Origin of the sequence: Geosporobacter subterraneus DSM 17957 (assembly GCF_900142145.1) — a bacterium.
In the GTDB taxonomy this organism is placed as follows: domain Bacteria; phylum Bacillota; class Clostridia; order Peptostreptococcales; family Thermotaleaceae; genus Geosporobacter; species Geosporobacter subterraneus.
Window position 1 is genome coordinate 1 of sequence record NZ_FQZV01000064.1, and the last position, 20,062, is coordinate 20,062.

Here is a 20,062-nt window from a genome sequence, read left to right on the forward strand (position 1 = left end):
ACGAAAACCTATCTTCTTTGAATTCTCACAGTCTGGGCACTTATATTCTATGTATCCATTTGCAATCGACCCACAATGCATCATCTTTTTGACTTCACTTAGCACATTTTTTCTAATCTTATGACCATACAATTTGACAAAATCATCCCAATGATCAATAAATATTTGTCTTAGAATCCCTTTTCCCATATCAAAACTCCGCTTACATATTTTTACTGTTAATAAATGGTTAATTCTTCTATGTCCTGATTTTACTCTCTTACATGCCTATTATTATATCAAAAAAATTTATACTTTCTTATACAAAAATAAAAGAGAACGGCGCTTACACACCATTCTCATTTAGAAAGAAACACCGTATATTTTTCTATCTTATTGAGTAATTACTTGTAGTCTCATTTTAGATTCCTTTTCCAATGGTATAATAATTTCTTTTTTTTCATTTAGGATCTTATCTTCGCGGAGGGTCCAAATAGGGATATCCACCTTGAACCGATCGCATAATGTAACAAGCGCCACAAAAAAACTCTTTTCATCACTAAAGGGCATTTTGAAAATATTTACTACTGTATCATTTTCAAGTATTTCACCTTTCAGCATCTTCATATAGATTTCCCCTTTTTCTATTCTCTCGTTTTTAAGAACAATTTTATCCTATGCTTTCTTAAACTAATGTGCCATGTTATATTGCAGGTTTCCCGAACTATCTTTCTCCACTTTCACTTTACTTAGTGGAAGTTTTATTAGAAACTCTGTTTCTAGATCGGAACTATTTACAATTATCTCTCCATGATGCTTATTCACCAGCTCTTTAATAATAAAAAGTCCCAGCCCATGTTCTTCTTTATCTCTCCCCTTTGTAGAAAACCCATTTTCAAAGATTTTGTCTATGTTCTCAGGCGGTATAGGCGGGCCGTTATTTGCAATGGATAAATAATAGTCATCTTCTTCGATATATGTACAAATGGAAACAATTTTTTGCTCATTGTCTGGTATAGATAGTACTGCATCAAAGGCATTATCAACAATATTCCCAATGATACTGATCAAGTCATATTCATTCAAAGAAATCCGATTGAGCGGTTCCTCAAAGTCTACATCCAGATGTATATCATGGGAAAATGCTGTATTGCTCTTCACAGTGAGCAAGCCATCTACATAATCATTACCCGTATTGTAGTAGCGATAACTGGATTTTATATTGTGAACCAGCTTATCCAGGTATTTTTTTATTTTTTCCACAGTATTTTCAGAATTAATGAGGCATAATGCATATACCGTATTGATGTGATTGGAAAAATCATGTTTTTCCCTGCGAATGATATTTAGCAGGGTTTCTATGTTTTTCACATATTCTGCCTGAAGCTTGTACTGCTGCTGAATTTTCCAAAGTTCTTCCTTTTCTTTATACACTAGCACCCCAATTCCTATAAAAATCAGAAAAATCAGAATTATCAACGCTTCATAGAGTATTATGCTTGCAGTACTGCTTGTAGCATAATGTATATTAAAAACTACCATACCTACTAAGAAAATGGCTAACAATATGTAAGAGATACCACTACCTTGATCATCATCCCCTAAACCGCTAAATACTCTTATTTTCTTTTTTAATATAAATAGAATAATCATAATTTGGAAAGTTTTAACTGCTAGTGAAAAATAAAATCTAGTATCCTCATAATTAAGTAGGTCTGACACCTCGATATGTAGAAGTACAGATGTTATTAAAAAACTAAGTCCCTCTGTTATCATTAAATAAATAATCACAAGAAGTGCAACAATAGCTGATTTTAATAAAGTAGAGGAAGTAACAATTGATAAAGTAATTATTATAAACCCAGTTACTATAGTTGTATGCAACCCTCCCGGAAGATATGTTGAAATCCAATACGTAAATGTTACATAGAATAGTATAAAGATATAGACTTTTATTTTGCTTTCTTTTAAAAAATTTTGCTTGTTCATTAAAATCATATAGGATAACAGAATACAGAATGCCTCTATAGCAGGAAATGCTATTTGATTACATATTTCATATATGTTCATTTACAAAACTCCTTCAAATGGAACTTGGGAATGACACATTATAGTATCATTCCCATTTAGTTATTTCTACCTATTTGAGTAGTTCCTCTGGACACTTTGGTTGATGAGTCCATACTGCTGAGTAGTTAACGGTAATTGTTGATCCGAGTAATAGTGCGAAGGCAGTAAGTAGTCTTAGAGAATTGCTTTTTAGATATCTCAACATATCCACTTCCTCCTTTCCTTAATAATATTCAAATTAGTCTAGCTAATTATATATTACAACAAAAAATATGAAAAAAAGTAGAAAATTGTATTTTAGGAAAATTTTACTATATATTTTACATAATTTATCTGCTGCTTTATTAAGCATAAAGGCATATATTGCAAAAAGATAGGGAATTTCCCTATCTTTTGTTGATAATCATTTATTATTGGCATTTATACCTTAACCCTGTCAAAGAAAATATTCTTTCCATAGGCTGCTAAAGGAATTCCATAAAGCACTTTTACCGCTTCATCCAGCACTTTTAGATCAATGGCTGCTTTGCCGATACTGAACATCACCCGATTATCTACCCTGTCGTCTGAAGCAACACTTACCGCAGCACCTACCGCAATGCCTAAATCGACGACATCAAAGGAGCATCGGCCTCCTTTCTTTGCCTGATCCCCACAGTTCTCAAAACCACAAAATCCACAGTAACTGAGTCCTCTTTGTCCTACCGTTGTACCGATAAGTACCACCACCGGTGCCCTTCGGATGTTTCCCGCATCCCGTATAAAGAAATCCAGTTTTTCACGCTCACCGATTTTTTCCATCTCATCGGCTATAGCATCCTTCTCTTCTCCTGTAACGATGGCTGTTACAATTTGATCTACCCCCTTGCCCTTAGGTGCTGTTCGTGCAGCAATACACATTTTCCCGGCTGTCTGCATTAATGCATCCCTTTCTACCTCATGGCTGTTATAAAGCATTTGTACCCCTCCTTTTATCCATTTCGACTGGGATTCATCAGAGATTCATGTCTCAAACAAATCTGGCAGTCTATCTATATATTTCATTCTACAAAACCATCCTCTTTCCTTTCCCAATATGCATTTTTAGTTTGTTGACATTTCTTCAAAATAATGGTATATATCTTATGAATAGAAATAGAAACTCTGGGTATCTGTATAATGGTTCGTTTCATGATCATAAATTTAGGGAGGTCATATTTATGTTTAATTCTGTAAAAGTTTCTGAGAATATTTTTTGGGTAGGAGTAAATGATCGGCGCACTGCACTTTTTGAAAATTTATGGCCCTTAGAGCATGGTGTAGCCTATAACTCCTATCTTATTGTAGATGAAAAAATCGCACTTATAGATACGGTTGAGGGTGGACAAGTAGGGGAGTATATTCGAAAGATTCAAAGCATCATCGGCACTGACAGAAAAGTGGACTACCTGATTATCAATCATATGGAACCGGATCATTCAGGACTGATCAAATCTGTGCTGGAGCTCTATCCGGACATCAAGATCGTAGGCAATGAAAAAACCTTCGGGATGATTGCTGACTTTTATGGTATTACCAGCAATACGTACCTGGTAAAGGATGGCGACGAAATCGATTTAGGTAAGCATCAGTTAAAATTTTATATGACACCAATGGTTCACTGGCCTGAGACAATGATGACTTATGATAAGTCCAGCAAGATTCTATTCTCTGCCGATGCCTTTGGCAGCTTTGGTGCCCTGGATGGAGGTATCTTTGACGATGAAGTAGATTTAGACTTTTTTGAGGAAGAAATGAGAAGATATTATTCCAATATCGTCGGCAAATTTGGTTCGCCTGTTCAGGCAGCCTTGAAAAAGCTGCAAGGCCTAGAAATATCTACAATTTGCTCTACCCATGGTCCGATTTGGAGAAGTGATATTCAAAAGGTCGTATCTTTGTATGATCAATGGAGCAAGTATGAAGCAGAAGAGGGTGTGGTGATCGTATATGGTACCATGTACGGCAATACCGGTAAAATGGCTGAAACCATCGCCAGAACCCTTTCTGAAGAGGGCGTTAAAAATATCAGGATCTATGATGCATCGAAGACGCATATATCCTATATCTTAAGAGATATATGGAAATATAAAGGTCTTATTATCGGAAGCTGTGCCTATAACAATAACCTGTTCCCTCCGATTGATAATCTAACGAGTAAACTCATTCATATAGGTGTTAAAAATAGGATTCTTGGGATTTTTGGAACCTATAGCTGGAGCGGCGGTGGTGTCAGCAACCTGAAAAAATTTGCAGAACAGATCAAGTTGCCAGTGGTGGCTGAACCTGTCGAGGCAAAATGTGCTGCCTGCGGCAATGATATCGACGGATGCGTCATGATTGGCAAACAAATGGCCCAAGCCTTAAAAGAAGCATAATAAATAGGGTTTAGATGTATGGAAAGTAAAAGGCTATCCTCTCGATGATCCTAAGATCAACGGGAAGATAGCTTTTCCAACATGATATACTGATAAAGTTATTCTTCCAATATAAACTGCAGCTGATGCATTTGCTTTTCTTCATCTTCTTTCTTTAAGAAGGTGCCTATTGCTGGGATATTGGCCCTATAGTAATCCAAATCCTTATATTGTACATCTTCAATTTGCTTTATCTCTGTAAGAACGCTGTTGTTTTTAGACTTCAACACCTGAACCCCCTGGGAGTTTCTTGTGGTTTTAGGATTAATTTGATTTGTATTGAAAATCAACACCTTGCGGATGCTGCTAATAGCAACCAATTCCGCATCCTCTCTGATTTTCATTATAGATACCAATGGATCACTGTCCGAGTAAGCGTTGGCCAGTTGTGTTCGGTTCGTCTTTGTCTCATAACTGGACATTTCTATTTTTGCACATTTGCCATTCTTAAAGAAGAACAACATATAACCGCTATAATCAGCCGTCGCAGTCATATAAATGATCTTTTCGTTTTCCGCTAAGGCAAGCAAATTAGGCAAATAGTCACCTAAGTTACTGGTCTTGCTATCCTCTAATTCATATGCCTTCTTTTTATAGACCGTATGCCTGTTAGTGAAAAACAGAACATCCGACTTATTGGTTCCGTCCACTTCCTGAGTAATGACATCTCCTTCTTTTAGCTTTTGTCCATTACTGCCTCTTAAGCTTATCAAAGGAATTTTTTTCAGATATCCTTCTTTTGTAAGGAACAGCTTTACATTATAGTCTTCAATGAGATCTTCATGACTGATCTCCTCGATATGATGTTCCTCAATAATGTCGGTTTTTCGATCTTGTCCATACTTCTTTATCACAGCCTCCAGCTGCTTTACAATTATTTTCTTTACCTTCTTATCGCTGTTTAAGGTGTCTTCCAGTGTTTTTAATTCCTTTTCTAAGTCCTGGATATCCTTAGTCTTTGTAAGGATATACTCTTGATTGAAATTTCTCAGTTTAATCTCTGCAATAAATTCAGCCTGAACCTGATCCACTTCAAATCCACTCATAAGATTAGGTATAACATCCTTATCCTTTTTTGTATCCCTTACGATCTTTACTGCCTTATCCAAATCCAGTAAGATTTTTTCCAAGCCCCTTAGCAGGTGAAGCTTTTCAGTCTTTCGAGCAATATCATACCGCAGGCCTCTTTTGATACAATTGACTCTAAAGGCTATCCACTCTAATAGAATGGCTTTGACACCTAGAACCCTTGGATGTCCATTAATCAAGATGTTAAAGTTGCAGCTGAAGCTGTCCTGAAGCTTCGTGTATTTAAAAATTTTCAGCATAAGCTGTTCAACATCTGCTGATTTCTTTATGTCTATGGTAATCTTCAGCCCGTTTTTATCGGTTTCATCCCGTACATCGGTTATTTCTTTGATGGTTCCATTCTTCACCAAATCAGTGATCTGGTCTATAATGGTCTCTACATTGGTAGTATAAGGTATTTCATAAATATCAATGCAGCTATTGGCTTTATCATATCGATACTTCCCTCTTAGATAGAAGGTGCCCTTTCCTTCTTCGTATATTTTTCTCATATCCTTCTGGTTATAAATCAATTCTCCACCGGAAGAAAAGTCAGGGGCTTTTAAATGCTCTAATATATCAATATTTTCATTTTCAAGTAGTTTTATTGTTGTATTACAAAGCTCTATTAAATTGAAGCTACATATGCTGCTGGCCATTCCTACGGCGATCCCCAGGTTTGGATTGACCAGTATATTGGGGAAGGTTGTGGGCAGCAGTGTTGGCTCCTGCATCGTATTGTCATAGTTGGGAGCAAAATCTACCGTATCGTTTCCGATTTCGTTAAAGAATTCCTCACAGATTGTATCCAGCTTTGCCTCGGTATAACGAGGGGCCGCGAAAGCCATATCCCTTGAATAATTTTTTCCGAAGTTTCCCTTGCTGTCAATATAAGGATGCAGCAATGCCTCATTTCCCCGGGTCAGTCGCACCATGGTTTCATAAATGGCCATATCTCCGTGGGGATTTAGGCGCATGGTCTGTCCAACGATGTTTGCAGATTTCGTTTTTTGGCCTTTTAATAGCCCCATCTTATACATGGTATACAGCAGCTTCCTATGGGAGGGTTTCAATCCGTCTATCTCCGGCAATGCTCTGGATACAATCACAGACATAGAGTAGGGCATATAGTTGGTTTCTATCGTATCGATTACGTTCAGTTTTTTTATGTTACTCTTCATATTTTTCTCCTTTAGCTTACATCTGATATATCCAGATACTTATGTCCATGTTCTTCTATGAACTGTTTTCTTCCCGGGAGGTTATCCCCTAAGAACAGCTCGAAGGCCTCTTGGGTAGCCTTTGCATCAGCCGGAGTAACCTGTATCAGCCTTCTGGTGTCCGGATTCATTGTGGTTTCCCACATCATTTCCGGTTCGTTTTCTCCAAGTCCCTTAGAACGTTGAATCTTGAACTTACCCTTAAGCTTTTTCAATATTTGAGCCTTCTCCCCTTCTGTGTAGGCAAAATAGCTGCGTCCCTTTTCATCGGATATCTCATAGAGAGGGGACTCTGCGATATAAACGTATCCTTCCTCTATCAGCGTAGGTGTCAGTACATACAGCATCGTAATGATAAGACATCGAATCTGGAAACCGTCTACATCAGCATCGGTACAGATGATCAGCTTATTCCAAGTCATATTGCCAATGTCAAAATCCGTTAAGTCCTTTAGATGCCTTGAACGCACCTCTACGCCGCAGCCAATTACTCTTAACAAATCCATAATGATATCATTCTTAAAGATTTTATCATAGTCAGATTTAAGGCAGTTTAAAATTTTACCCCGTACAGGCATAATCGCTTGGAATTCAGCATCTCTCCCCATCTTTGTGCTTCCCAGAGCAGAATCCCCCTCAACAATAAACAGTTCTCTTTTGTTTTTATCCTTCGTTCTGCAATCTACGAACTTCTTTACACGGTTACTAATATTGTCTATTTTTTTGCTTAACTGTTTTCTTACATCAATTCTGGTTTTCTCTGCCTTTTCCCGGCTTCTTTTATTAATCAGCACCTGCTCTAATATTTTTTCTGCTTCCAGCTTATTTTCAATAAAATAGATTTCGAGCTTTTGCTTTAAGAAGTCAGTCATGGCATCTTTAATGAAAACATTTGTGATGGCCCTTTTTGTTTGGTTTTCGTAGGAAGTAATGGTGCTGTAAGTATTAGAAATCAACAGTAAGCTGTCTCCAATATCCTGGAAGGTTATTTTCTTTTCATCCTTATTATATTTTCCTTCCTTTTGCAGCTTTTGATCAATTGCATAAACAAAGGCATTCTTTACAGCTTTGTCTGGAGATCCTCCATACTCAAGATAGGATGAATTATGGTAGTACTCTAACGAATTCACTTCATTATTAAAGCAAAAAGCAATTTCCATCTTCACCTTATATAAGGGCTTGTCCTCGCGGTCTCTACCCTTTGTCTCATACTCAAAGTACTGCTGTTCTGTAAATCCCTTTTCTCCGCTTAATTCTCGGATATGGTCCCGGATACCGTTCTCATATAAATAAGTAAAGGTTTCCCCGCTCTCCTCATCATAAAGTTTAAAGGTAATGCCTTTATTGACAATAGCCTGCCGTTTTAGAGATGTTTTAAAAAAGTCCAGGGGAATATTGATATCATTAAAAACATCTAAATCCGGCTTCCACTTTATGATGGTTCCCGTATGCTCATAACTGCACTTGGTTTTGATATAGCCTTCCTCAGTACCCGTTATATTGTCACCTTTTGCAAAGTGTAATTCATACTTGTATCCATCACGAAAGACGGTTACATCCATATATTCGGAAGCAAACTGGGTTGCAGCGGTTCCCAGTCCGTTTAATCCGATACTGAACTGATAGTTGCTGCCAGAATTATTATCATATTTTCCTCCGCCATAAAGGATGGTAAATACAATCTCCCAATTATATTTCTGCTCCTTTGGGTTCCACTCTAAGGGGATTCCCCTGCCTTCATCCTTTACCTCTATGGAATGGTCCTTAAATCTTGTAACCTCTATGACATTGCCCCAGCCTTCACAGGCTTCGTCCCTGCTGTTTCCTACAATCTCCATCAATGTATGCTGACAGCCTTCCAGCCCATCACTACCGAATATAACCCCAGGTCTCAATCTTACCTTATCCTTTTCTACCAGCGTTGATAAACTCTCATTTCCGTAATTATGTTTCTTAACCATGGTACTCCTCCCTCAGAAAGCTATAGCAGCATATCCCTTTTTCAATTCTATTCTCGATAGTATTGCCGGGCAACCGTATTATATCATTATTTCGTACAGATGCAAACATCCGTTCTATTTATTTTACATAAACTTCTAACTCTCATATTATAATTTGTTTTTCTGGGAATGTCTATGGTATTGCAAGTCTATATGCCCCATTCATCCTTTGGCACATAAAAAGTATTCTAGCATTGCGCTAGAATACTTTTTATGTGATCGAAATATATCTGCTTTATCCTACCTGCTTTATAGTTTTATAGAGGAAAACTAATACACCAAGGGTTAATAATGATAAGCTTGCGGTCATAAGCCATGTAAATCTTTCTGTAAAAGGCAATCGCTCTGTAACATCTATAAATTTCTCGTTCTCAATATAGGAATGGGTATGGATTGCGTTCTTTAATACCAAAGATAAAAAGAAGAATTGCATAGATCATCCATAAGCCACTTAGACTCAATTGTTCAGGAGATAGGAAAAGATCATAATCCTTTTGAGAAAAGAAATGACTATTCTGGATGGTTATAAATACAAATATTTCAACCAAACCTATCCCTTTGAAAAAAGCTGCTGCTGTTTTATCAATTGGCTTGACCTTTTCCACAAATCTTCCATACAAATAGATAATCCCGCCGGTAATGCATAAGGTGAAAATCATTAAGGCCGTTTGATGATTGAATAAGAAGGTTTTATCCCTAACTCTGTAGACAGAGGCTACTCCCAAGTATAAGCCAAAAATGATGATCAAAAACACCATAGTGATCCCTAGATATTCATCATAGTCTCCCGATATAAACCATAAGCAAATATATAGCTGGTTGGCAATAAAACTAGAATAATTGAAGGATGGCCATTTACAATAAGCCGCTACACCCAATACACCAACAGTCAGCACTGTAAGGTATCCAAAAAGAATCCACGGTGAAGGCTCTCCGCTCGAAACAAGCAAAGGTGTGGTATAACCCCCTACAATGCCTAGAATACCGATGACAAGTGCTTCATGACGAACTGCCAACACTACGTCTTTGTGTTCTAATATAGGATAGGGTGTTTCCATTCTATAATATATTTTTTACTTAATCCGCGTTCCGTCCTGAATTTCTTCATTAGGGGACAGGATTACGACTTCTCCTTCGCTTAATCCACTTAATACCTCTATTTGTTTATCGCTTTCTAAGCCTGTTTTGATTGGTCTCAGCTTCGCCATGCCATTTTCGTTGACGAAAACGCTGTCATTTCCCTGATACTGAAAAACTGCCTTTTTATTCACAAGCAATGTATTATTTCTGCTATCTGTAATAATTCTAATTTCCACATCGTATCCAGGTTTTAAATTCTGTATTTCCTCATCTAACCTTATCCTAACTTTGACTCTTTTTTGTTCGATTCCTAAATCTGAGACTTTGCTAAATGCTTTTGGGAAAATATTGTTCAATGTACCCCTGGCATCCTTAATTCCTAAATCCTCGTTGTTTATCATAACTCTATTTCCCAGTTGTACAGCGCCCATTTCATCCATCAGAATATCACTTTCCAAGTAGTATTCTGATGTGTTGCCAATCTCCATAATCAATGTGCCTGATTGCAGCAAATTCCCTACTTTCACTTTATTATTCATGACTATACCGTCAATAGGTGATCGGATCATTAAATCATTTCGTTTCTTTTCCAGTATTTCAATCCGTTTTTCTATCTCGGCGATCTGTGCCCGGTATTGTTTTTCTATATTGCCAGAGATACCTTTTTGTGCCAATAACAGATTGTTTCTGGCAACTTCTAGCTCCGCTTCAGTTGTTTCAAAGCTGACGATAAATTTCTGGTAATCATTTTGACTAATAGCACCGGCTTCGTATAAGGATTGGTTATTAACCATGTTCCTTTTGGCTTCTTCGAACTTTATTTCCGCAGACCGTACTTGTGCCCTAAGTTTATTCAGTTCTTCCGGACCTGTCGGTTTTCTCTTTTCTTCGAATTGTGCAGCCGCTGACTTGATCTGTTCCTCCAGTATTTCTTTCTGCATTAGTATTTCCCGGTCATCGATCCGAACCAGCAGATCTCCTTTTTTCACAGTCTGCCCCGTATCAGCCGATACCTCCAGAACCTTTCCACTCTCAAAGGCATAAACCGCAATCTCATCCTCAAGAAAAACCGTTGCCACCTCTTCTACATACTTATCAATGTTACCTGCCTTTACCATATCCATATCTACTACTACGCTTTTTGCAGGCATCATTCGAGATAATACAATTGCAGCAATGCCCAATGTTATGAACCCGATCCAAAGCATTCTTTTTTTCTTCATATTTTATCCCCCTAAGAAATACGACTTTTCAGTGCATCAATAAAATTGAGACTATGAATTTTTTTGTAAGCAGCCAGCTGTGCGATGCTTACAAAGAATACCGTTGCCACAGCAGCGGTAATAAATATTTCCGCGCTGAGTATTATAGGAAAGGTGATTACCTCTGAACTAAAGGATTCAGCAAAGCCTTTTATGATCCCCATTCCCATAGGTATTCCCACCAATATAGCAGCTAAAGCCATCAATGCATTTTCTCTGGTGATCATCCAGAATATATCATTCTTATCAAAGCCTAAAATCCTCAAAGATGCAAATTCCATGTTTCTTTCTGAAATGCCCACGATGGTTGAGTTATAGATAATTGCAAAGCCTAAAACCCCTCCAAACAGGAGATAAAGCCTCGTAGCCAGAATCATTGTATCTAAGAATTCTAAAAATGCAGTTTTCATATCCGCTACAGAATTGATAGAAGCTATATTTTTTACATCCTTTAGTTTATCTTTTATTTGATCCTGGGAAGCAAGTGTTACCCCAGTAATGAGATTTTTTTCAGTTAAGAGTCTCTCCATGGTTTCTATCTCCATATAGGCATTTACTCCCATGTACTGCTCAATCACGCCTCCAATTTCGACCTCAACATCTTTTTTACCAGGCAAAAAATTCTTTATTTTTAGGGTATCTCCCTGCTGAACATTCAGGGTTTTTGATAAAGCCTTTGTGATAAATATGCGGTTAGGCTCCAATGAAACTGTTCTTTGGCTGCTGTCTCTAAACTCATAAAAGGAAGTATCCTGGGGCACTCCGATAATAAACACATTTCGTTCTCTCCAACCATTGGTCAGTTTAAAGGGATATTCAATTTTTGCTTCCATATGCTCTACATCGATGAGCTTCTTCAAATCCACCATAACACTTTTGCTCATGGGATGAGTAAAGTCAATGGCATAGTCCATTTTTTGATATACTCCATATTGCAAGTTAAACATTTGCGGAATAGCTACTCCCTCGTAAAGTGGTACTGTATTGATCGCATAGGTCAAGGCCAAACCAAACACTAACAATATAAATCGGCGTTTCGTTCTTGCAATATTTCGTATGACCATTTTCCAGCTAAAGGATAATCTGTGCCACACAAAGCCCATACGCTCTAAGAGGATTCTTTTTCCTGACTTAGGTGCTTCGGGTCTAAGTGAATCTGCCGGCATGATCCTAATAACCGATTTGGCGCCAAAAAGTCCGGAAGCGATACAAAACATACTGGTTAGCAGTATAGCCTTTATCATGTAGCTATAGTAGATTTCCATCCTAATAACGGGTATATTGAAATAGAGGACAAATATATTGGTAAAGGGTCTTGATAATAATAGACCTCCCAATATCCCTATAATTGAACCTGTCATACCGATCATCAGGGAATATTTGATGTAATGGGACAATACGCCAATATTTCCATATCCCATGGCCTTTAGTACGCCAATGGCCATTCTGTCATTATTTACAATTCTTGAAAGCATGATAGATATAATAATAGAGGCGACTCCTAAGAACATCACCGGAATGGCCGCAGCCATCTGTTCGATACCATCCATTTTCTGTGTTAATACATTGTTGCTCAGCTGATCCTCTAATTTAATAATTCTTTTTACTCCGTATTTATCAAGCTTTTTCTCAATGACCTCCACCACATCATCAATATTGCTTCCCTTTTCCAAGGTTATCAGCACTTCGTTGTAGCTCCCTCTATAGCCATAAAGGGATTGGGCAAAGGCTTCATTAACATAGGCAACGCCGAATTTCTCATTGGCTGGCATCAGGGATTGATCATTTTCCATCAGATAAATAAACTCTGGACTTGCTGCGATAGCTGATACATTTAATTTGTGTTCCCTGCCATTTATATAGGGAGCAATCACATCTCCCGGCCGAATGTTCCTCGCCTTGGCAAACTGCTCTAAAAGAATTACACTGTCGCTGTCAACAGCAGAATCCTTTCCGTTCATATAATACAGCTTATTGATCTTCTCGCCATCACTGGGCAGAGATATGATCCGGACAGAAACTTTTTCATCCTTGTTTTGAACCGATAAAGGCACATCAAAGCTAATTCTTCCCTGAACCTCCTTGATTCCCTCGATGGTATTGATTTCCTTAAGGGCTCCCTGGGGTATCCTAATCAACTGTACTTGAATGTCATTGATATTTGTCAAATCATAATAAAAATCTACTGTATTTCGTATATTTACATTCGTCATCCCAAATAGCATATAAATGCATAATGCTGCAGCGATAATCACCGTAATCGAAATAAACTGTCCTTTTGTAGTCTTGATCATTCTTAGAAGCCTTAAATCTAGCTTTTTCATTACCATTCAATCCTTTCGGGAGAGATTGGATGTAAATTTTCTTTTACTTCAATGATTTTTCCGCTTCTCATTTTTATTACTCGATCTGCCATATCCCCAATAGCCATGTTGTGGGTAATGATGATCACCGTTTTTTTGAGGGTTCTATTAATCTTGTGAAGCAGTGATAAAATCAATATCCCTGTCTTAAAATCAAGGGCCCCCGTAGGCTCATCACAAAGTAATATCAAAGGATTCTTCGCAACAGCCCTTGCAATAGCTACCCGTTGTTGTTCCCCTCCACTCATTTGAGAAGGAAAGTGATCCTTTCTTTCTCCTAATCCTACTTCCTCCATGACCTCGTCGATATCTAGAGCACCTTTACATATTTCTGTTGCCAATTCAACATTCTCTTTGGCCGTCAGATTTGCCATAAGATTATAGAACTGAAAAACAAAACCCACACTGTCGCGTCTATAGCCTGTTAACTTGCGATCATTATAGTTAGTTATTTCCTCATTTCCAACGAATACCCGGCCTTCAGACGGTGAATCCATTCCGCCAAGGATATTTAACAGTGTACTTTTGCCGGATCCGCTAGGCCCTAAAATCACAACAAATTCTTCTTCAAATATTTCCAGGCTTATATTGTCTAATGCCTTAACGGTTACTTCTCCCATCTGATAACTCTTACTAAGGTTTTCTGCTCTCATAAGAATATTTTTCAATCTTTCACCCCCTTCAGTAGATTTTATTTTGTCAGACCTCCTAATAATCCGTATTTCATAAAATCAAAAAGATTTTCATATAAGGCAACCCGTTGGTTTTCATCCATTGATAGATACTCCATTTTCATAAACATCGTCGGCATATACAATAAAAGATTGGCTGCAAAATCAACATCCAGCGCTCTGATTTCACCTTTTTGAATACCATCTTCCAATATATGCTTCCACATAAGGAGCACCTTTTGGGTCTTATACTCAGAAAGCTTTTCTAGCACATTCATCCGTTCCATAATATCCTTGCTTAGAATCATGGGAAACTCTTTGGCTATGTTTAGCATATAGGTGTATAGGCAGTCTATTTTGTCAAATGTATGATAATTGGCATCGATCTTTTCCATTATTTTTTCCATATGGTAATCTGTATTGCTTTTAAGCACCTCTAAAAACAGATCATCCTTCGTAGGGAAGTAAGTGTATACCGTGGCTTTGCTTATACCGGCTGCTTTAGCGATTTCATCCATCGTTACTCTGTGATAGCCGTATTTCCAAAACAATTCCTCTGATATTTCTAATAGTTTTTTATACTTCTTCTTGTTTCGATGCGCCATATTTTCTAAAACCTCCAGACTGAATATATGGACAAGCTAAACTATTGAACTATATTAGTTTAATAGTTTAGTTTTATTATAATCCAATTTTTAGATTTTTTCAATGAATGAAAATAAAATATAAGCTATAAAAGCATCAAATGTATTAGAAAAGGACCGCTCATTTGCAGATCATATGATCCGCTGTAAGACAGTCCTTCATCCTTAAACCTTAATCAATCAAATAAACCTCTACATCTTTTCCCCGGCCAAATTTCTTTACTTCCTCCAACTGCTTATTTCCGTTGTCCCCAAGGTAAATATCTATTGTTCTTGCTTTCACACCGCCACCGGTATCTCCAGCTATGTAGATTCCATTATACTTCGAACGCCAATCATCTGCTTTAAAGAGAACTAGAATTTTACTGCCCAAGGGAATTACCTTTGAATCAACAGAAACCACCATAATATCCCCCCACTGTTTGCCATTCAAATCGATTCCGGTGCTTGTGAAACCTCTGTTCTTTGCACCTACTGCTTTCCCACAGGATGCAATAGACAGATCATAGGCTGTAGCAGTAAAGTCTTTACCAATCAAAGTTGCTGCTTTCTTAATATCTTCAAAGTCATCCTCTGCTGCACCACTTTTATTTTCATTCTTGTTTTTTTCTTCGCTTGGAACTACATGTTTCGTAAAATAACTTTTGTTCTTCTCTTCAATAATCTCGTGAACTGTTTTCATCTGATATTTATGTATCCAGCCTTCTTGTCCGTCTGTTAATATCACATGAAAGTAGTCCGCTTTATAATCCTTTAACAATACAATCGTGTTTTTTTCTATCTCTACCATTGTTTCGCTGTTATATTCCGGTTTCACCTTTACATTTGTTTTATCTGACACGATCATTGCCTTTGGATAAACAGGCGTGGCGGCCACTGTAATATGTTGAGCGGGTACCCAGCCCACGACTTCGTCGCCTACAGCAATGTGAAGCCACTTTTCCTTCTGGGCTACGATACTGACTTTTGAAGTAAAGCCTAATGCTCCCTTTAGCAGCGAATTGGGATCTGGAAGCTCATACACATAGATGCAGTCCTCATTTGCAACCCCTTCCTTTATAGGATGCTTGCTATAGTCGGTAATAAGTACGGATTGGCTGTGGATCCATCCATGGATGCCATTTTCCGTTGAAATTTTTAACCATTTCCCTTCATTTCCTATGACAAAAAGAGTATCGCCTGCCCCCGCACTGCCAACAGCTTTGGAGTTTCCCTGGGGGTTTTCATAAATATTTACCATTCTATCGATGACAACAGCTTTTGTATTTTCTTCTCCGAAGGCAATCCCGTTTATGCAGAGCATACTTAGAACCACCATGATTATAACAAAATATGTACATCTCCTCTTCACTGCCTAAATCTCTCCTCTCTTCTTCGTGACAGAGTGTCAAGGGACGTCTTACCTATTATCCCTAGGTATTTTAATTCAATTTTTATTTTCAAAATCCTCTTTCTTTTTCTGATGTTTTCTTTACATCTGCTTGTGTCGTAGAGATTTAGCCATTATTATTCGATGTTATAGTAAAAGGCCAATGGTGAAAACCATTGACCTTTTAACTCCCTATATTTTTTATTCTGTCATAAATCCCAATACTCAATTACAATCTTGCAGCTGGCTTTTTAAGTCTTTTAATAAGTTCACCTATGCGGTTTGTCCCTTCTTAATATCTTTAGAATCCATGTTATCATTTCTTCCAATACCTAACAGGATACTTCCAAACATAACAGCCAGCATTGCGAAGGCATAAAATACGAATGGTGTAACTTCCATTGCAGTAAGCGGGTGAATACCGTCTCTGGTAAATCCAATGGTATAGATAATGGCCGGTGTCCAAGGAAGTGAATAAACCAGTGTACAAGAAGTTGCGTCCAACAGATTTGCTGTTCTATAGGGGCTAATGCCATGTTTTTTTGACAGTGGTTTCGCAAAGGAAGCCCCTACAGCCAATATAGCCGGTGCATTTAGACCCATCAATGATGAAAGGATGATTGTCATGCCTGATATTGAAAACTCAGCACCTTTTGGTCCTTGAGCAATTTTCCCAATAGCCTCCAGTAATTTTACATCTCCCTGCCCAGCTCTCATAATAGCTATAGACCCAAACAATAGGATCGCCAATATAACAACTTGAATCATACTATTAATACCCGTATATATTACTCCGTCAACTGTTCTATCTAGCCCTTCCCCAACTACTCTAAACAAAGCTTTCTTTGTAACTTCCTGTCCCGGATCAATTTGTATAAAATCAATTAGCCCGGCAAAAACCGCAGTTAGGCCGGCCAGAACAGTACCAAAAGTGGTCGCTATGATAATATCTCCTGTTTTTACTGCCATCCAGATCGTAATTGCTACAGGAACCAGCATGATCAATGCTGTGCTATTATAGTCTATAGTTCCAACTACTCCAGTGTATCCGCTATACATCATGCCGAATATAATAATGCCAACAACCGTAATCCCGGCTGCAGTGAGTGCATATTTTAACCTTGACTTTACAACACCCGGAACGTCAACTCCCTGCGAAGTTGCAGAGCAAATGGTCGTATCTGAAACAGGAGCCAGGTTGTCTCCAAATGCCCCGCCCGATACAATCGCTCCAGCTAATAGTGCCGGATGTGCACCAAGAGCAACCCCTGCAGGATATAGAACACCCATCCCCGCTGCAATCGTACCAAAGCCTGTCCCAGATGCTGTGGCAAATATAGCAGATGCAATAAATGAAACGATTACAAAGAAGGTTCCGCTGATCCCCAATGACGCAGCCATACCTGCAATTCCTCCGGCAAGCCCTGACTCTCTAAGGATTCTCGAAAAAACACCGGCAAAAATCCAACAAACTACAGGAATGATTGCTTCTTTACTTGCCATACCATTAATAATTACTTCACTATAATATTTTTTGTCCTTTGCGAAGAAAAATGCAATGATAAGTGCCATAAATGCCGGGATCCATAATGCACCGTCTGAGATAGAGCCCGCTATGAACGTAGTCATAACGATTAGTAATAGAAATACAATGAATGGAATAAAAGACATCCATTCTCCCCCATAAAACTCGAGCTTCTTAATTTGATTATCCATGTTTGCCCTCCTTTTATTTTTTGATCATTTTGACTTTCGTCAACTATTTTATATCGCAAATGCTATGCCAAGTTTTTTTATTGAAAATTTTCCTGAGAAACCTTCTCTTTCATGAATTATTACACAAGTTATATTATTATTTTTGCTGTCTAGGAAAAAAATTGCTATGAAATTTTTTTCCACATGGAAAATAATTTCATAGCAATGCAAATACATTTAAAAGATTTATAAGTTTTTATAAAGTGCTATGATATCTCCTACAGACAGCTTTAGTTCATCGGCTAAAAATTGTAGATCTTCGCCAGTAAGATCGTCCAGTCTGTATGTATCTGCAATATTTTTTAGATAGGTTGTTTTTAGTTTAATCAGATCTACATCTTGTGCAGATACTTGTGCCATAGAAGTAGGGATCACGATTGTTTCTCCAGGAATGTTTTCTACAGGATTTCCTCTATAAACTCTAATGCCATTATTTTTTGCAAAGGTTAATTGAGGCATGGGATGCTTGCCTGCTCCTGTATACTCAGTTTCCTGAACAACAATAATTTTATCTTGATCCATTTCCTTAGCTAATGCAATAGCCGCAGCCAAGGATGTATTTCCTGCAGGACCCCTTTCAATGCCTTCTAATCGTGCTAACATCTCCGTAGCATAGAATACTTCGCCTTGGGTTACGGTAACATATCTATCCATATAACGCAGTACTCTGGCAGCATTTCTAGGTACATCTGCCCGGTCTGGCTTTGTTGCAAACGGAATTCCAAACCCAGTATGCCCGGTTGTGAAAGATTTCTTATTAAAATCTCTATCGGAAGCCATATGTAAGCCATGGAGATCTACCGATGCCCCTACTATTTCACAAGCTGCACCTGCTTTCATGAGTCCTCTGGCAGTTCCAGTAAGATTTCCACCGCCGGCATGAGTTGCAACAACTGTATCAGGGTATCTTCCTTCCATCTCCATCATTTGATTTGCGATTTCATAGCCCAATGTTTCGACTCCTGCTATTCCAAAAGGTGTATATAAAGATGCATTAAAAAAGCCTGTCTCTTCAATTACTTTTAGAAATGTATAAAATAACTCCGGTCCAACCGTAAGCTGTATTACCTCAGCCCCAAAAGCTTCGCATTTGCGGGCTTTTTCGATAATTTCTGGTTGGCCCCTTTTGCTAGAATCATATACCTCCTGGACGATAATACATTTAAGCCCTCTTTGGGCGGCCTGTGAGGCAACAGCAGCACCATAATTACCGCTTGTGGCTGCAATCACACCTTTATACCCGTTTTTTTGTGCATGATAGACTGAAATAGCTGCTCTTCTGGCTTTAAACGATCCAGATGCATTGGCTGCCTCATCCTTAATAAATAATCTTGCTCCTTTACCTGGTTCTGCATATTTTCTTATTAATTTTGTAATATTTTTCAGTTCAAACAACGGAGTATTGCCTACTTTCGTTTCTTTTTGAATTCTCTGCATCTCCTCCATAGAATAGGCTACATTCTGCATCATCTTTTCATAGTTAAAAGCTATTTTTCCATATTCAAAAACGCTATAATCTATTCCTATTGCTTCTTTCATGATTTCATTTTTTCTCTGCATAACACCTGTATATGATAGATCCCTCATTTTGCCCCTCCTAACAATTCTCTAGGTCTTCTTTTAAAGATACACCCGTTTCCAGCAGCTCTAGAACTGTGTTTCCAAAGTCGTGCACAAATCGGGGATTGATTTCAACTAACTTGCCCCTTGCGATTCTTCCAGAAAGTGTACGTACTGATACCCAATCTCCGATTGCTGCTGATTCTTCAAGCAAAAATCCCCTTGTCCACATCATAAGCGGGGTCTCCTTTGTATCATCCGGTACCTGGGGAGCTCTCTCATATCTTGATAATACTTGGTCTTCAATTTCTACCCAGCCCCCTTTTACTGCTCTATTCATTTTATCTCCTCCTTGTAAGATAAATATAGGGTTAGGGCTCAAAAACCCACCCGAATGTTCTTTGACAACTTTAAATCTATTGTTCAGATGAATCAGTGACACCAGACATTGAATTTTTTAAACATCGTGCTATAATCTCTTTGTCAGAGAGATAGATGTGCATTCCTCCTGGATCCCTTCCATAGTAGAGGCTTATCCGTGAAAAAGCGTGTCACTCCACAAGGACGATTCGATGTTTAGCTGGTT

At 38.1% G+C, this 20,062-nt stretch carries 17 protein-coding genes; 1 reads left to right on the forward strand and 16 read right to left on the reverse strand.

The annotated features are described in order from the left end of the window. From BUB56_RS17015 to BUB56_RS17035, 5 genes are all read right to left on the reverse strand, one after another. A partial coding sequence (locus BUB56_RS17015; RefSeq protein WP_190014671.1) for a transposase zinc-binding domain-containing protein occupies positions 1 to 189 on the reverse strand: 189 nt, incomplete at its 3' end. A gap of 183 nt (positions 190 to 372) precedes the next feature. Then, positions 373 to 606 (reverse strand): hypothetical protein, encoded by a 234-nt coding sequence (locus tag BUB56_RS17020; protein ID WP_110942460.1) that lies wholly within the window; start codon positions 604 to 606, stop codon positions 373 to 375. Between the two features lie 63 nt (positions 607 to 669). Continuing rightward, on the reverse strand, positions 670 to 2,049 hold the full coding sequence (locus BUB56_RS17025; RefSeq protein ID WP_110942461.1) for a sensor histidine kinase: 1,380 nt from the start codon (positions 2,047 to 2,049) through the stop codon (positions 670 to 672). A gap of 70 nt (positions 2,050 to 2,119) precedes the next feature. After that, positions 2,120 to 2,254, reverse strand: a complete 135-nt coding sequence (locus BUB56_RS20445) for a cyclic lactone autoinducer peptide (protein ID WP_242946415.1) — start codon at positions 2,252 to 2,254, stop codon at positions 2,120 to 2,122. Between the two features lie 215 nt (positions 2,255 to 2,469). Continuing rightward, positions 2,470 to 3,006 carry a ferredoxin domain-containing protein gene (locus BUB56_RS17035; protein WP_110942462.1) on the reverse strand — a complete coding sequence of 179 codons (537 nt, stop codon included), beginning with the start codon at positions 3,004 to 3,006 and terminating at the stop codon, positions 2,470 to 2,472. Positions 3,007 to 3,248: 242 nt separating this feature from the next. Here BUB56_RS17035 and BUB56_RS17040 point away from each other — a divergent pair, with 242 nt between their 5' ends. Continuing rightward, positions 3,249 to 4,445 (forward strand): FprA family A-type flavoprotein, encoded by a 1,197-nt coding sequence (locus BUB56_RS17040; RefSeq protein WP_110942463.1) that lies wholly within the window; start codon positions 3,249 to 3,251, stop codon positions 4,443 to 4,445. A gap of 98 nt (positions 4,446 to 4,543) precedes the next feature. Here BUB56_RS17040 and BUB56_RS17045 read toward each other — a convergent pair whose 3' ends face one another. From BUB56_RS17045 to ortA, 11 genes are all read right to left on the reverse strand, one after another. Further along, complete coding sequence (locus BUB56_RS17045; protein ID WP_110942464.1) at positions 4,544 to 6,733, reverse strand: DNA gyrase/topoisomerase IV subunit A; 2,190 nt, start codon at positions 6,731 to 6,733, stop codon at positions 4,544 to 4,546. 11 nt (positions 6,734 to 6,744) lie between these two features. Beyond that, positions 6,745 to 8,733 (reverse strand): DNA gyrase/topoisomerase IV subunit B, encoded by a 1,989-nt coding sequence (locus tag BUB56_RS17050; protein ID WP_110942465.1) that lies wholly within the window; start codon positions 8,731 to 8,733, stop codon positions 6,745 to 6,747. Positions 8,734 to 9,143: 410 nt separating this feature from the next. Then, a complete protein-coding gene (locus tag BUB56_RS17055) occupies positions 9,144 to 9,788 on the reverse strand; it encodes a DUF2339 domain-containing protein (protein ID WP_190014673.1) in 645 nt (214 codons plus the stop codon). Positions 9,789 to 9,845: 57 nt separating this feature from the next. Next, positions 9,846 to 11,075, reverse strand: coding sequence for an efflux RND transporter periplasmic adaptor subunit (locus tag BUB56_RS17060; protein WP_110942467.1), 1,230 nt, complete (start codon positions 11,073 to 11,075; stop codon positions 9,846 to 9,848). An 11-nt stretch (positions 11,076 to 11,086) separates the two neighbouring features. Continuing rightward, positions 11,087 to 13,438, reverse strand: a complete 2,352-nt coding sequence (locus tag BUB56_RS17065) for an ABC transporter permease (protein ID WP_110942468.1) — start codon at positions 13,436 to 13,438, stop codon at positions 11,087 to 11,089. Next, on the reverse strand, positions 13,438 to 14,130 hold the full coding sequence (locus tag BUB56_RS17070; RefSeq protein ID WP_110942475.1) for an ABC transporter ATP-binding protein: 693 nt from the start codon (positions 14,128 to 14,130) through the stop codon (positions 13,438 to 13,440). Before BUB56_RS17070 ends, BUB56_RS17065 begins: the two co-directional genes overlap by 1 nt. 38 nt (positions 14,131 to 14,168) lie before the next feature. Continuing rightward, positions 14,169 to 14,753: a TetR/AcrR family transcriptional regulator gene (locus BUB56_RS17075; protein ID WP_110942469.1), complete on the reverse strand. Its 585-nt coding sequence runs from the start codon at positions 14,751 to 14,753 to the stop codon at positions 14,169 to 14,171. A gap of 211 nt (positions 14,754 to 14,964) precedes the next feature. Beyond that, positions 14,965 to 16,095, reverse strand: a complete 1,131-nt coding sequence (locus BUB56_RS17080; RefSeq protein ID WP_190014675.1) for an SH3 domain-containing protein — start codon at positions 16,093 to 16,095, stop codon at positions 14,965 to 14,967. A gap of 339 nt (positions 16,096 to 16,434) precedes the next feature. Continuing rightward, the gene (locus tag BUB56_RS17085; protein ID WP_110942471.1) at positions 16,435 to 17,877 is read right to left on the reverse strand and encodes a Na+/H+ antiporter NhaC family protein; all 1,443 of its coding nucleotides are present in this window, start codon (positions 17,875 to 17,877) and stop codon (positions 16,435 to 16,437) included. A gap of 225 nt (positions 17,878 to 18,102) precedes the next feature. Continuing rightward, complete coding sequence (ortB, locus tag BUB56_RS17090; protein WP_110942472.1) at positions 18,103 to 19,503, reverse strand: 2-amino-4-oxopentanoate thiolase subunit OrtB; 1,401 nt, start codon at positions 19,501 to 19,503, stop codon at positions 18,103 to 18,105. Positions 19,504 to 19,513: 10 nt separating this feature from the next. Then, complete coding sequence (ortA, locus tag BUB56_RS17095; protein WP_110942473.1) at positions 19,514 to 19,816, reverse strand: 2-amino-4-oxopentanoate thiolase subunit OrtA; 303 nt, start codon at positions 19,814 to 19,816, stop codon at positions 19,514 to 19,516. Between the last annotated feature and the right edge of the window lie 246 nt (positions 19,817 to 20,062).

What these genes read in the sequence shown, in the direction of transcription:
- ortA (WP_110942473.1), bottom strand. Translation starts at nt 19,816, where the DNA reads ATGAATAGAGCAGTAAAAGGGGGCTGGGTAGAAATTGAAGACCAAGTA.
- BUB56_RS17025 (WP_110942461.1), bottom strand. Translation starts at nt 2,049, where the DNA reads ATGAACATATATGAAATATGTAATCAAATAGCATTTCCTGCTATAGAG.
- BUB56_RS17050 (WP_110942465.1), bottom strand. Translation starts at nt 8,733, where the DNA reads ATGGTTAAGAAACATAATTACGGAAATGAGAGTTTATCAACGCTGGTA.
- ortB (WP_110942472.1), bottom strand. Translation starts at nt 19,503, where the DNA reads ATGAGGGATCTATCATATACAGGTGTTATGCAGAGAAAAAATGAAATC.
- BUB56_RS17085 (WP_110942471.1), bottom strand. Translation starts at nt 17,877, where the DNA reads ATGGATAATCAAATTAAGAAGCTCGAGTTTTATGGGGGAGAATGGATG.
- BUB56_RS17080 (WP_190014675.1), bottom strand. Translation starts at nt 16,095, where the DNA reads ATGCTCTGCATAAACGGGATTGCCTTCGGAGAAGAAAATACAAAAGCT.
- BUB56_RS17045 (WP_110942464.1), bottom strand. Translation starts at nt 6,733, where the DNA reads ATGAAGAGTAACATAAAAAAACTGAACGTAATCGATACGATAGAAACC.
- BUB56_RS17020 (WP_110942460.1), bottom strand. Translation starts at nt 606, where the DNA reads ATGAAGATGCTGAAAGGTGAAATACTTGAAAATGATACAGTAGTAAAT.
- BUB56_RS17070 (WP_110942475.1), bottom strand. Translation starts at nt 14,130, where the DNA reads ATGAGAGCAGAAAACCTTAGTAAGAGTTATCAGATGGGAGAAGTAACC.
- BUB56_RS17065 (WP_110942468.1), bottom strand. Translation starts at nt 13,438, where the DNA reads ATGAAAAAGCTAGATTTAAGGCTTCTAAGAATGATCAAGACTACAAAA.
- BUB56_RS17075 (WP_110942469.1), bottom strand. Translation starts at nt 14,753, where the DNA reads ATGGCGCATCGAAACAAGAAGAAGTATAAAAAACTATTAGAAATATCA.
- BUB56_RS20445 (WP_242946415.1), bottom strand. Translation starts at nt 2,254, where the DNA reads ATGTTGAGATATCTAAAAAGCAATTCTCTAAGACTACTTACTGCCTTC.
- BUB56_RS17060 (WP_110942467.1), bottom strand. Translation starts at nt 11,075, where the DNA reads ATGAAGAAAAAAAGAATGCTTTGGATCGGGTTCATAACATTGGGCATT.
- BUB56_RS17040 (WP_110942463.1), top strand. Translation starts at nt 3,249, where the DNA reads ATGTTTAATTCTGTAAAAGTTTCTGAGAATATTTTTTGGGTAGGAGTA.
- BUB56_RS17035 (WP_110942462.1), bottom strand. Translation starts at nt 3,006, where the DNA reads ATGCTTTATAACAGCCATGAGGTAGAAAGGGATGCATTAATGCAGACA.